Raw genomic sequence first — 13,106 nt, 5'->3', positions numbered from 1 at the left:
CCGGAAGAAAGCGAGTCAACTGATTGAGGATGTCTTTGTCGTCAGCATTCCGCTCGATGGCTTCAAGGAATAAACCGGTAACCAATCCCCGTTTCGGTAACGAGGTGTCGTGGCTGCGACGGGTCTGCTTCGATTTTTTTGCGCAGGCCTCCCATGAAGACCCGAAGGTACGGCGTATCGGTGGTGTGCGAAGGACCCCATACGGCTTTGAGTAGCTGCAGGTGCGTCAGCACCCGGTCCGGATGCGAGCACAGATGAACCAGCAAACGGTATTCCAGCGGTGTGAGGTGCAAAGGAGCACCGGCGCGTTCCACGACGCGTCGATCCAGATCAATTTGGATGTCGGAGAAGGCCAGAACCGCGCGGTTCTCGGCATCTTTCACGCGCCTGCGTAACAGGGCGCGGACGCGGGCGAGCAGTTCTCCGGTGCCGAAGGGTTTCACCAGGTAGTCGTCAGCCCCGGTGTCCAGGGCGAGGATCTTGGCGGACTCGGCGCCACGGGCAGACAGGACAATGATCGGCACCTCTGACCAGGTCCGCAGATCCCGGATGAGGTCAACACCATCACCGTCAGGAAGTCCCAGGTCGAGCACGATCAGGTCCGGCCGGCGCGTCCCCGCGTCGATCAGGCCGCGCTGAAAGGTATCGGCTTCATGCACTTCCAGGCCATCGGCTTGCAGGGCCATCCGCACAAAACGGCGGATTTCCTTCTCGTCTTCAATCAGCAGGACACGCAGTACGGGCTCGCTCATGGTGGGTCCTCGTCAGTCTGCTGCGCAAACGCTTCGATGATCGGAGGCTCTTCGCGAGGCAGACGCAATGTGAAGCGCGCACCGCCTTCCGGGCGTGTGATACCCAGCATGGTTCCTCCATGAGCCTGGGCAATGGCCCGGCAAATGGCCAGGCCCAGCCCGACACCGGGAATCGAGCTTTCCTTTTTGCCACGCATGAATTTGTTGAAGATCGCTTCTTCGTGACCGTGGGGCAATCCCGGCCCCTCATCGGCGACCCATAATTCGATGCTCTCGGGCGTAGCGCTGGCTCCCAGAGTGATGGCGGTGTCGGGCGGGGTGTACTTGACGGCGTTCTCGATCAGGTTGATGAGGATGCGCTCGATCAGTACGGCGTCGATGCGCACCGGTGGCAAGTCATCTTCCAGTGCTACCTGCACCGAGCGCTCTCCCAGAATCGGATGGATAGCTCTCAGGGCGCTGCCGACCACGTCTTCGATGGGTTGCCACTGACGATTCAACACCACCTTGCCAGATTCGAGGCGAGCCATGTCCAGCAGGTTATTGACCAGCGTATTCATGCGCAGCGCGGATTCACCCACCGCCGTGGCGATCTCGGCGGCGTCTCCGGTCAAGGGCGGCCTGGTCAGCTTGAGCGCTTCGGCGAGCCCGACCATGACTGAAAGAGGCGTCCGCAGGTCGTGGGAAATAGCCGAAAGCAACGAGTTACGTAACCGCTCGGACTCCATCTGAACCGTCGTGTCCTGGGCTACATGGATGTAGTGAATCCGTTCGAGCGAGATGGCCAGCAACGACGCACAGGTGTCGAGCAGGCGTCGCTGTTCTGGCACCGCTAGCCGGGTTGCGTCTAGCGGTTGCACGGCCAACACCCCGCGTACCCGCATGGGCGCCGACAGGGGCAGGTAAAGCGTTGTGCTTGAGGGCAGCGTATCGGTGCCGTATCCGGCCGGTTCGGTTTTATCGAACGACCACTGGGCAATGGCAAAGTCGACTTGCGGTGCGTCCCCAGTGACCATGGGGGCTTGCAGTTTATTGTTGTCGTCAGCGACCAGCAGTGCCGACCTCGCGCCAAACTCGGCGGTCAGAAAGCGTGCGCCGATTTCGGCGACCTGCTCGGTCATCAGCGCGGCGGACAACAGGCGCGACATCTCGTACAACGCCCGCATGCGGTCTTCGCGCCGTTGCGCAACCCGCGCCTGGAAGGTCAGGCCGGCGGTCATTTGCCCGATGACCAGAGCGACAACCAGCATGACACTGAAGGTCACCAGGTACTGGATATCGGCAATGGCGAACGAAAAACGCGGCGACACAAAAAAGAAGTCGAAGGCCCCGACTGACACAAAGGCCGCCAGAATCGCCGGGCCGCGCCCAAAGCGCACCGCGACGGCGACGACGGCCAACAGAAAGATCATGACGATGTTGGCCTGTTCCAGCACCTGGAACAGGGGCATGGCCACCAGGGTCGTCACCGCACAGAGCGCCACGCTCCATAGATAGGCCTGCCACGCGACCGGGTTCTCGTTCGCCGTGGACGTGGTTTCGGCCTGCGTGCGCTGGCTGCTCGGCAGCGAGACCTGAATCACGTCGAGATCGGCACCGAGCACACCAATCTGATCGGCAAGCACCCGCCGCCAGAGTCGGTGACGCGGACGTTCGTCACGGCCCAGCACGACTTTAGAGAGGTTGTACTGCCGTGCGTACTTGACCAGTGTTTCGGCAATGTCCTGACCGGCCAGGGTCGAGATCTGTGCGCCCATGTTCTGGGCCAGTTTCAAGGTCGCCAGAACACGACGACGCTTTGCCTCGGGCAGGCGCTGCAACGCTGGGGTTTCGACATACACGGCGTGCCACGGCACGCTGAGTTGAGCGGCCAGGCGCGCCGTCGAGCGTACGGTTTTTTCTGCCTGTTCATGGGGGCCGATACAGGCGAGCAGCGAGTCGCGGGTTCCCCAGACCGGTTTGACCGCACTGCTTTGGCGGTACTGCAGCATGTCGCTGTCGACACGGTCGGCAGTTCGGCGCAACGCCAGTTCGCGCAGGGCGATCAGGTTGCCTTTGCGAAAGAAATTCTGCACCGCACGCTCGGCCTGTTGCGCCAGATAGACCTTGCCTTCCTTCAGGCGCTGCAACAGGTCGTCGGGTGGCAAGTCGACGATGACCACTTCATCGGCGGTGTCGAAGACATGGTCGGGCACGGTCTCCCAGACGCGAATGCCGGTAATGCCGCCGACAATGTCGTTCAGGCTCTCCAGGTGCTGAACATTCATCGTCGACCAGACATCGATACCGGCGCTGAGCAGTTCCTCTACGTCTTGCCAGCGCTTTGGGTGCCGGGAGCCAATGGCGTTGGAGTGCGCCAGTTCGTCAATCAGGATCAAGCCCGGTTTGCGCGCGAGGGTGGCGTCCAGGTCGAATTCGGTCAGTGTGCGGTTCTTGTCGACGATCTGTTTGAGGGGCAGTTGTTCGAGACCCGCTGTCAGTGCCTGGGTTTCGGCGCGGCCGTGGGTCTCGATCACGCCGATCAGCACATCGATGCTTTGCAGCTTCGCGGTCTGGGCGGCCGCCAGCATCGCGTAGGTTTTGCCGACACCCGCACTGGCGCCGAAAAAAATCTTCAGCCGACCGCGTTTGGCTTGCGCTTCTTCTTCGCGAATCTGGGCCAGTAGCTGGTCCGGATCAGGACGTTCTTCGGCCATCAAGCTCACCGTGTTAGTGCTCAGTGTGCGGCGTCGAGTGCCAGGTTCAGAGCCAATACGTTGACCCGAGGCTCGCCGAGGAACCCGAGCAGCATGCCGTCAGAGTGTTCGTTGATCAGATCACGAACCTTCTCGATGGGCAGGTTGCGTACCCGCGAAACCCGGCCCGCCTGATACAGCGCTGCGGCAATGCTGATATGCGGATCAAGACCACTGGCGGAACTGTAGACCAGGTCGGCGGGGACCGTGGCGGTGTTGCCCGGATCAGCTGCGCGCAACGCGTCGATGCGACCCTTGATTGCATCTGCGAGTGCCGGGTTCAGCGGTCCCAGGTTCGAGCCTCCCGAGGCCAGCGGGTTGTAGGCCATGGGGCTGGTGGCGGAAGGGCGGCTCCAGAAGTATTTCGGATCACTGAAGCCCTGACCGATCAACAGCGAGCCCACGGTTTTGCCATCTCTTTCGACCAGGCTGCCGGCGGCCTGATGGGGAAAGACCAGCCTGGCGATCCCGGTGGTGACCAGCGGATAGGCCAGTCCGGTGATCAGTGACAGTGCAATCAACAGGGTCAGCGCCGGACGCAGCAGAGATACCATGACAGTGCTCCCTCAAGTCAGACCGACAAGGGTTAACGCCATGTCGATCATCTTTATGCCAATAAATGGAACGATCACCCCACCCAGCCCGTAGATCAACAGGTTGCGGCGCAGCAGCAGGGCTGCACCGACCGGGCGGTATTTCACGCCTTTGAGCGCCAGGGGAATCAGGAAAATGATAATCAGCGCATTGAAAATCACCGCCGACAGCACCGCTGAGTTCGGGCTCGTCAGGCCCATGATGTTGAGTGCCGCGAGCTGCGGGTAGGTGGTGACGAAGGCCGCCGGCACGATCGCGAAATACTTGGCGATGTCGTTGGCAATCGAGAAGGTGGTCAGCGAGCCACGGGTCATCAGCATCTGTTTGCCGGTTTCCACCACCTCGATCAATTTCGTCGGGTTGCTGTCCAGGTCCACCATATTGCCGGCTTCCTTGGCAGCCTGAGTCCCGGAGTTCATCGCCACGGCAACATCCGCCTGCGCCAGTGCCGGGGCGTCGTTGGTGCCGTCGCCGGTCATGGCCACCAGCCGGCCTTCGGCCTGATAGCTGCGGATCAGCTGCAACTTTTGTTCGGGTGTCGCTTCGGCAAGAAAGTCGTCGACACCGGCCTCGGCGGCGATGGCGGCGGCGGTGACCCGGTTGTCGCCCGTCACCATGACCGTCTTGATCCCCATGCGACGTAGTTCGACGAAGCGCTCCTTGATGCCGCCTTTTACGATGTCCTTGAGTTCGATGACACCCAGCACCTTGGCCCCGTCGGCGACCACCAGCGGCGTACTGCCCCGACGCGCCACTTCTTCGACGACGGTCTGTACCGCCTCTGGAAACTGCCCGCCCAGACTCTGGACATGCCGCACGATCGCTTCGCCGGCACCCTTGCGCAGTTGCCGGTCATCCAGGTTGACACCGCTCATGCGGGTCTGCGCTGAAAAGTGTACGAAGTGCGCGTGGAGCGCAGCGATATCGCGTTCTCGCAGGTTGAACCGTTGTTTGGCCAGGACCACGATGCTGCGCCCTTCAGGCGTTTCGTCGGCCAGGGACGCGAGCTGCGCCACATCCGCCAGTTCCGCCTCCTTGATGCCCGGCGCCGGTAAAAACGCCGAGGCGTGACGGTTGCCGAGGGTGATGGTCCCGGTCTTGTCGAGCAGCAGCACATCCACATCACCGGCGGCCTCCACGGCCCGGCCGGAGGTGGCGATCACGTTGGCTTCCATCATGCGACTCATGCCCGCCACACCGACCGCTGACAGCAGCCCGGCGATGGTTGTGGGAATCAGGCACACGAGCAGTGAGATGAGCACGGTGATCGACACCGGCGCCCCGGACTTGGCTGCCGCAACCCCGAACAGGGAGAAGGGCAAGAGTGTCACCGTCACGCCGAGGAACACGATGGTCAGCGCGACCAGCAGGATCGACAGGGCGATTTCATTCGGGGTCTTTTGCCGTTTGGCGTTCTCGACCATCGCGATCATGCGGTCGACGAAGGTTTCGCCAGGGTTGGTGGTCACGCGGATGACGATCCAGTCCGAGAGCACCCGCGTGCCGCCGGTCACTGCCGAGAAGTCGCCGCCAGACTCACGTATCACCGGGGCCGATTCGCCGGTAATGGCCGACTCGTCCACCGAAGCGGCACCTTCGATCACTTCGCCGTCGGCGGGGATCACCGAGTCCGCTAGATCGCCAGCCTCAACGACCACCACATCGCCTTTGCACAGGTCACTCGACTGAGCCAGTTGCCACTCGGCGCCGTAGTGCGGTTCGTGCAGTTTCTTGGCCCAGGTTTGCTTTTTCAGGTCGCGCAGGGAGGCCGCCTGGGCCTTGCTGCGGCCTTCAGCCAGCGCTTCGGCGAAGTTGGCGAACAGCACGGTGAACCACAGCCATAAGGCAATCGCGAGGATGAACCCGGTACTGGCCTCACCCTTGCCGCTGAGGGCCTGGACCCACAGGCCGGTGGTGATGATCGCGCCGATGTAGACGACGAACATCACCGGATTGCGCCACTGGATTCTGGGGCTGAGTTTGCGCACAGACTCGACCATGGCCGGAGTTATCAGTTTCGGGTCGAACAAGGAGAACGCTTTGCGTGTCATGTTCGTGGTCTCACTTGATCATGATGAGGTGTTCGACGACGGGCCCCAGCGCGAGCGCCGGCACATAGTTCAGCAAGCCGACCAGCAACACCGTGCCAATCAACAGAACAACGAACAGCATCCCGTGGGTGGGCATCGTTCCGCCGGTCACCGCCAGGCGTTTCTTCGCGGCGAGGCTGCCAGCGACCGCGAGCACCGGCACGATGACGCCGAAGCGGCCAAACCAGCTGACGATCGCCAGCATCGTGTTGTAGAACGGAGTGTTGGCCGACAGACCGGCGAAGGCACTGCCGTTGTTGTTGGCCGCCGAGGTGAAGGCGTAGAGGATTTCCGAAAAGCCATGGGCGCCGGGGTTGGCGATCCCCAGCTTGCCGGCCTCGGCCATGACCGCGATGGCGGTCCCGAACAGCACCAGCAGCGGCGTCACCAGAATCGCAATGGCGACCATCTTCATCTCGAAGGCTTCGATCTTCTTGCCCAGGTATTCAGGTGTACGGCCGATCATCAGGCCGGCGATAAACACCGCGAGGATGGCGAACACCAGCATGCCGTACAGGCCCGAGCCGGTGCCGCCGAACACCACCTCACCGAGTTGCATCAGCACCAGCGGCACCGCACCGCCCAGCGGAGTGAACGAGTCGTGCATCGCATTGACCGCACCGCATGAGGCTGCTGTCGTCACGGCTGCGAACAGGCTTGAGGCGCTGATGCCGAAGCGCAATTCCTTGCCTTCCATGTTGCCCGCCGCCGTATCGATGCCCAGCGCGGAAAACTGTGGATTGCCGAGTTGTTCGTAATGAGTGACGGCCACCACGGCGATCACGAAGATGATCGTCATCGTCGCCAGCAGCGCCCAGCCTTGGCGTATGTCACCGACGACGTGGCCAAAGACGAAACACAGTGCCGTCGGGATCAGGAAGATCGCGATCAGTTGAAGGAAATTGGTGAGCGCTGTCGGGTTCTCGTAGGGGTGTGCCGAGTTGGCGTTGAAGAAGCCGCCACCGTTGGTGCCGAGCATCTTGATCGCCTCTTGCGAGGCGACCGGCCCCATCGCGATGGTCTGCTTGTCAGTGCTGCTGGCTACAGTCACCGGATTGCCCTGAGCATCGAGGGTCGGCAGGCCGGCGGCATTGAGCACGGGCGCCTGGTACTGCATGACCTCCATCGTCGTGACTTCCTTATAGGGGTCAAGATTCTGGATCGCCCCCTGGCTGACGAAGAACAGCGCGAATATCAGCGACAGCGGCAACAACACCCACAGCGTGATGCGGGTGAGGTCGGTCCAGGCATTGCCAATGCTGTCCGCGCTGTGGCGTGCGAACCCGCGAATCAGGGCAATCGCCACCACAATGCCGGTGGCGGCGGACAGAAAGTTCTGCACCGTCAACGCGAGCATCTGGGTCAGGTAACTCATCGTTGATTCGCCGCTGTAGCCTTGCCAGTCGGTGTTGGTGACAAAACTGGCCGCAGTATTGAACGACGAGTCGGGCGTGACGGCAGCAAACCCCTGCGGATTGAACGGCAGGACACCTTGCAACCGTTGCAAGGCATACACCGCCAACAATCCGAGGGCGTTGAACAGGATCAGGGCGAGTGCGTACTGAAGCCAGCCCATCTGCGTTTCAGGCTTGACGCCAGCCAGGCGATACAGCGGCGACTCGATGCGTGAACCAAAGGCAAATTTGCCCTCCATCACGGTGGTCAGCCAACGTCCAAGGGGCCAGGCCAGAATGCCCAGCGATAGAAGAAAGGCCCCGAGCAGGACCCAGGCTTGAATAGTCACAGGAAGTCCTCCGGAAACAGCAGCGCGGCGATGAGATAAACCAGCAAACCGGCTGCTATCAGGCCGCCGAACAGATAGAAACCCGTCATGACCGTCTCCTGTTAAGCGCCGCACAGCCATGCGCCAAGCCGACCAGAATGATGAAAAACAGTGCACCGAGTAGCAAAAAATAGAAGTCCATGGCGTTCCCTCCTGCGATGAGGCAAGCCTAGTTGGACGTTTAGTAAGTTGTTAAAAGAATTGGGGGGCGGGAAATAAAGATCTGATAAAGACGCCATTCAAGTACGACGACCCGATCGAATGCCGGCAGATGAAAGGTCCAGGACTGCATCAACACAGGTCCTACATCAACCTAAGAGTCCCTCACCTCGACCTGCAGACACAACAATTGAGTGCCAGTGTCGGCCTCGTCAAAGTGCTCGGTGGGGGATGGGTCTCCACCGAGCTTGCTGTGGAAGTTCGATGAAGGTCAACCGGGGGAGGGGCGCTTCGCAACGATGCCGAGGCGAGGGGCGTCTGGGCCGGTTTGAAAGCCGGCCTGAGGCTCTTGATGATCCCGCATGGGGAAAAACAGCTCGAAACAGGTCACGCCATTCTCGCTGGTGACGCTGTAGCGGCCACAATGCAGCTGCATGATAGTGGCTACGATCGAAAGCCCCAGGCCATTGGACAGGGCGGAGCGCTCGCGTGATTGATCAACGCGGTAGAAACGCTCGAATAATCTTGGAAGGTGTTCCGCCGGGATGGTTGTTCCGTAGTTGCGCACGCGCAGATTGATGCCATCCTCGGACGGCGTGGCCTGGATCAACAGTTCGGAATGAGGTGCACCATATTTAATCGCATTGGCACACAGGTTAGCCAAGGCGCGGCGTAGCAGCGTTGGCTCGGCCCAGATAAGGCCCTCGCCCTCCGTGCGGATGGTGATATCGACGTCCGCGGCCAGACCTTCAAAGTAATCGGCTACGCGTTCCAGCTCGTCGGCGGCGCTCAGTTCCTGGCGCTGATCACGAGCGCTACCGGGGTCAGTACGAGCGAGGAACAGCATGTTGTCGAGCATGCGTGTCAGGCGTTCGAGTTCTTCGACGTTGGAGGCGAGCAACTGCTGGTAATGTTCCATGCTGCGGTTCTGCTGCATGGCGACCTGGGTTTCACCCAGCAAGTTGTTGATGGGCGTGCGTAGTTCGTGGGCCATGTCAGTTGAGACCTGGCTCAGTTGCGCAAAACCCTTGGCGAGTCGCTCAAGCATGGTGTTGAAAGAGTCGATCATCGGGAGCAACTCCTTCGGGGCGCCTCGGCCGTCGAGTCGCTCTGTCAGATTGCCAATGCCGATACCGTGGGCTTGATGCGCCAGGCGTCTGAGGGGCAGTAAACCGCGGTGAACCATTAGATATCCAGCCAGCGCCAGGACAATGGCCGCGAGACCGGCGAGGACGTATACGCTGAGACGATAACTGGCGAGCACTGCGGTTCGCTCGGTCATCAGGCAGCCAATGGTCATTTTCAGTTTGCCCGAGTCGATACTCGCGGAGATGGCCGCGAAGGGGGTACCGTTCACGGCAGGTAGATGCTGTACATCTGTCAGTGCCAGGGAGTGGTCCATTGCCACGGGAGTGAGGTCGGGAATCTCGATATCTCTGGGATTGACCTGTAGTAAAGGGGCTTCCCCTGAAACGCCAACAGTGAGTACGTACTCGCGATTGCCCAGCATGTTCTGAAACAGCACAGGTTTGGTCCTGATCAGTTCCAGCGTATTGCTGCCATTGAGAAAATTACGCAGCTGATCTACGCGGTAGACCAGGGTGGACTCGTCGCGTTGTATCAGTTCGCGTTCAAGATCGCGGTACAGTGCGACGCCGGTGGTTGCCAGCAGGGCGAAGGCCAGCAAGGCAAACACCACAGCCAGGCGCAGCGTCAGGGAGTAATGGCGAAGGTTCATGGTTGCGTATCAAAGCGGTAGCCAATGCCCCGCACACTGTGGATCAGCTTCAGCTGGAAAGGGTCGTCGATTTTCAAGCGCAGGCGTCGCACAGCCACGTCCACCACGTTGGTGTCGCTGTCAAAGTTCATATCCCAGACCCGGGAGGCGATCAGTGAACGAGACAGCACCTGATCCTGATGCGTGGCGAGCAGGTGCAACAATGCAAACTCCTTGTTTGTCAGCGTTACTCGCACGCCGGCGCGGGTGACGCGGCGTTTGATTACATCAATCTGCAGGTCAGCGATCTGTAGTTGCTCTTCTTCCCGGGTCGGACCTCGGCGGGTCAGCGTGCGCAGGCGTGCGACCAGTTCGGCGAAAGAAAAGGGTTTGATCAGGTAGTCGTCGGCCCCCAGTTCCAGGCCTTTGATTCGGTCGGCGATGTCATCCCGCGCGGTCAGGAACAGTACCGGCGTGTCGGCTTCCTTGCGCAGGCGGCGCAGCACTTCCCAGCCGTCCATCTTCGGCATCATCACATCCAGCACGATGACGTCGAAAGACATTTCCAGGGCCTGGTGTAAACCATCAACGCCATCGCGGGCCAGGCTGACGGAGTATCCCTGCTCCTGCAGACCATTGAGTAAGTAATTGCCCGCCTTGGGTTCGTCTTCCACTACAAGGATGTTCATAAGAATTACCCTGGTTCAGTTTCGGTATTCGATCCACAAAAAACGGACCTGAAAGCCGCGAGCAGGCTACACGCAAGTTTAGCCCAGTCATCAGGTTGTGTTGCGTATTGCCCGCTCCCGGACAGTCATATGAAAGCATCTCATCAGTTTTCGTTCGTGCAGCGTCCTTGAACCCGATAGTCCAGCACATGTTCCCGACCCTGATGATCCAGGTAATCGAGACGGGCCGGAATTACGCCGCATTGGTCCGAGATGTCAGTCATGGATATGACTTTCGCAATGTCCATGTGGACGAAGAATCCGGTCTCGTCGTGGATCACCGCCGAGGTGTCGGTGGTGCCGGTAGTGCCGGTGGTATCGGCGAAGGCTGAACCGGCGGCGAGGAGGGTGGTGAACCCGAGGATGAACAGTTTCATGGCAGTATCTCCCTGGTTACGGTGGGCTGCCTGTTGTTTGGCAGTGAGTTCACAGTAACAAGGCAACTCAAACAGCCGACGAACAGCACAATTACAAAGTTGTAATGCAATCTTGTCCGAGCTAAGGCTAAGGCTGATGTGCTCCAGCGGCATGTCGCTGAGGTGATCAAGTCTGCTTTGCAGCGCTGGATTGATCAGCACCGGTAGGAGCGAAATGGCGTTACCTCGTCGAGCAACGCGCTGATAGGGGCGAGTCCACAAGCGTGGATTGTCTGAAAGCCAAAGGGAAGGCTCCCAAACAGATCATCTGTGCTGCGATGCGCAAGCTGTTGCATCTGGTTTATGGCGTGCTCAAATCAGTCATACCGTTTGACCCAAACATCGCTATTGCGCGATGAGGTTCAAGACGGTATCTACAGGTCTAGTGTCATGCCCTTACCGACCGACCGACTGACCTGCACAGCGTCAGTCGGCCTGCATGCAGGATTTAAACCGTAGCGAACGGGTAGTCGTTGTAGCCGCGGTGATCGCTGGTGTAGAACGTGCTGCGGTCGTAGGCATTCAGCGGCAGGCCGTTCTGCACGCGATGCGGCAGATCAGGGTTGGCGACGAAGTCTCGGCCAAAGGCGACCAGGTCGGCGTCTCCATCTCGGACCGCAGCGGCAGCCGACTCGGCATCAAAGCCACCGGCGGCGATGATCGGGCCGTTGAATATCGCTCGCAGATGCTGTGCAGCCACCGGCGCTCCGCCTTCGCGAATATTCACCTCGCCTTTTACGCGGGGCTCGATAATGTGCAGGTAGGCGACGCCCAATGGGTTGAGTTGACCGGCAGCGTAGCCGAAGGTCGCCATCGGATTGCTGTCCGCCATGCCTCCGAATTCGCCGGCCGGCGAAAGGCGCACACCCACGCGATCTGCACCGAACACCGAGATGGCTGCCTTGGTCACGTCGAGGAGGAAACGGACACGGTTTTCCACCGGGCCACCGTAGGTGTCGGTACGCAGGTTCGTACCATCCTGGATGAACTGATCGATCAGATAACCGTTCGCACCGTGGATCTCGACGCCGTCGAAGCCGGCAGCGAGTGCGCGCGTGGCGCCCAGGCGAAACTCTTCGATCGCGACGCTGATCTCGTCCAGGGTCATCTCACGAGGCATCGAAACCGGCTGCCAGCCGCTCTTGGTAAGAGCCATGCCGTCAAAGGAGAGGGCGGAAGGTGCAAGTGGTTCATCGCCACCGGGCTGGAGGTCGCGGTGCGACTGACGGCCTGAGTGGCACATTTGCAGGAAGATTCGGCCGCCTTTTGCATGAACCGCATCAACGACGTTCTTCCAGCCGGCGACCTGTTCGTCGGTATAGATGCCGGGCGCGCCCAGATAGGATCGACCGCGAATCGACACCGCTGTGGATTCGGCAATGATCAGACCGCCCTGGCTGGCGCGTTGTGCATAGTGTTCGACCATCAGGTCGCCCGGGATACCGCTTTCCATTGCACGCAGGCGGGTGAGCGGGGCCATCACGACGCGATGGGCGACGGCATAGGGGCCGATGTGGACGGGTGAAAAGAGTGCAGACATGTAAATCACCAAATAACAAAGACAGCGTGGAGGAGGTCAGGACGGCAGCACGAGGCCGTTGCCGGGTTCACCACCAGCGATGTCGGGCTTTGGCCAGATGACGTCCAGGCGTGTGCGGCTGATCAGCCATTGACCATCGACCCGGCGGTACTCGTCGGCATAGATGCCCATGAGTATCAGTGGGTTTACCTCGACGGCTCGTTCGGTCGCCAAGAACTGCATGTGGCAGCGTCCCTCGGCGTGGTTTTCGTCCAGTAGTTCAACCCACTGGTTGGAAACCAGGTGAACGAACGGGTAGGCGCCGCGCAGTTCGACGTCGTACTCGGCGAAGGCTATAGACAGGCCGGCGTGGATCTCTTCACGACCTCTCCAGCAGCCTCGATCCACTTGGAGAATGCCATCTTCGGTGAATAGCTTCGTGAGCGAGTCGATCCGGCCACTGTCCAAATGGTGGCAGTAGAGGACTCGTAAATTTCTGATGGCTTCCAGCGAAATCAGTTGGTTCAGTTTGGTGTTCATGGGTGCCCCAGGGACATAACTCAAGGTGTAGCTGCAGCCTCATGATTGAGTAGGGGCTGCCGCGTCGTTTGCA

Annotated in this window: 11 protein-coding genes and 1 pseudogene; 1 reads left to right on the top strand and 11 read right to left on the bottom strand. The window is 60.3% G+C overall.

The genetic code is table 11. The features are described from left to right. Window positions 1-62 precede the first annotated feature (62 nt). From ACIPIN_RS22015 to ACIPIN_RS21975, 9 genes are all read right to left on the bottom strand, one after another. Window positions 63-752, bottom strand: a complete 690-nt coding sequence (locus tag ACIPIN_RS22015; protein ID WP_401122051.1) for a response regulator — start codon at window positions 750-752, stop codon at window positions 63-65. Next, window positions 749-3,448: a two-component system sensor histidine kinase KdpD gene (kdpD, locus tag ACIPIN_RS22010; RefSeq protein WP_401122049.1), complete on the bottom strand. Its 2,700-nt coding sequence runs from the start codon at window positions 3,446-3,448 to the stop codon at window positions 749-751. The genes ACIPIN_RS22015 and kdpD overlap by 4 nt, the downstream gene beginning before the upstream one ends. Window positions 3,449-3,468: 20 nt before the next feature. Continuing rightward, window positions 3,469-4,041 (bottom strand): potassium-transporting ATPase subunit KdpC, encoded by a 573-nt coding sequence (kdpC, locus tag ACIPIN_RS22005; protein ID WP_401122047.1) that lies wholly within the window; start codon window positions 4,039-4,041, stop codon window positions 3,469-3,471. A gap of 12 nt (window positions 4,042-4,053) precedes the next feature. After that, window positions 4,054-6,132 (bottom strand): potassium-transporting ATPase subunit KdpB, encoded by a 2,079-nt coding sequence (gene kdpB / locus ACIPIN_RS22000; protein ID WP_401122045.1) that lies wholly within the window; start codon window positions 6,130-6,132, stop codon window positions 4,054-4,056. A 10-nt stretch (window positions 6,133-6,142) separates the two neighbouring features. Beyond that, window positions 6,143-7,915 (bottom strand): potassium-transporting ATPase subunit KdpA, encoded by a 1,773-nt coding sequence (kdpA, locus tag ACIPIN_RS21995; RefSeq protein WP_401122042.1) that lies wholly within the window; start codon window positions 7,913-7,915, stop codon window positions 6,143-6,145. Further along, window positions 7,912-8,004, bottom strand: a complete 93-nt coding sequence (gene kdpF, locus ACIPIN_RS21990; RefSeq protein ID WP_262116928.1) for a K(+)-transporting ATPase subunit F — start codon at window positions 8,002-8,004, stop codon at window positions 7,912-7,914. Before kdpF ends, kdpA begins: the two co-directional genes overlap by 4 nt. Window positions 8,005-8,384: 380 nt before the next feature. Continuing rightward, window positions 8,385-9,851, bottom strand: coding sequence for a heavy metal sensor histidine kinase (locus ACIPIN_RS21985; protein ID WP_401122039.1), 1,467 nt, complete (start codon window positions 9,849-9,851; stop codon window positions 8,385-8,387). Further along, entirely contained in the window at window positions 9,848-10,519 is a 672-nt protein-coding gene (locus ACIPIN_RS21980) for a heavy metal response regulator transcription factor (RefSeq protein WP_401122037.1), read from the bottom strand. The genes ACIPIN_RS21985 and ACIPIN_RS21980 overlap by 4 nt, the downstream gene beginning before the upstream one ends. Before the next feature lie 143 nt (window positions 10,520-10,662). Continuing rightward, window positions 10,663-10,935, bottom strand: a complete 273-nt coding sequence (locus ACIPIN_RS21975; RefSeq protein ID WP_401122035.1) for a DUF2790 domain-containing protein — start codon at window positions 10,933-10,935, stop codon at window positions 10,663-10,665. A 272-nt stretch (window positions 10,936-11,207) separates the two neighbouring features. On the opposite strand from ACIPIN_RS21975, the pseudogene ACIPIN_RS21970 reads away from it, so the two are divergent. Beyond that, a pseudogene (locus tag ACIPIN_RS21970) lies at window positions 11,208-11,333 on the top strand (IS110 family transposase); the annotation flags it as partial. Between the two features lie 89 nt (window positions 11,334-11,422). Here ACIPIN_RS21970 and ACIPIN_RS21965 read toward each other — a convergent pair. Continuing rightward, complete coding sequence (locus ACIPIN_RS21965; RefSeq protein WP_401122033.1) at window positions 11,423-12,514, bottom strand: alkene reductase; 1,092 nt, start codon at window positions 12,512-12,514, stop codon at window positions 11,423-11,425. A 36-nt stretch (window positions 12,515-12,550) separates the two neighbouring features. Continuing rightward, on the bottom strand, window positions 12,551-13,033 hold the full coding sequence (locus ACIPIN_RS21960) for a nuclear transport factor 2 family protein (protein WP_401122031.1): 483 nt from the start codon (window positions 13,031-13,033) through the stop codon (window positions 12,551-12,553). Between the last annotated feature and the right edge of the window lie 73 nt (window positions 13,034-13,106).

Source organism: Pseudomonas sp. NPDC087697 (genome assembly GCF_044743155.1).
GTDB lineage: Bacteria > Pseudomonadota > Gammaproteobacteria > Pseudomonadales > Pseudomonadaceae > Aquipseudomonas.
Note: the sequence above shows the minus strand (reverse complement) of the source record. Positions and strands in the feature narration are given on the sequence as shown.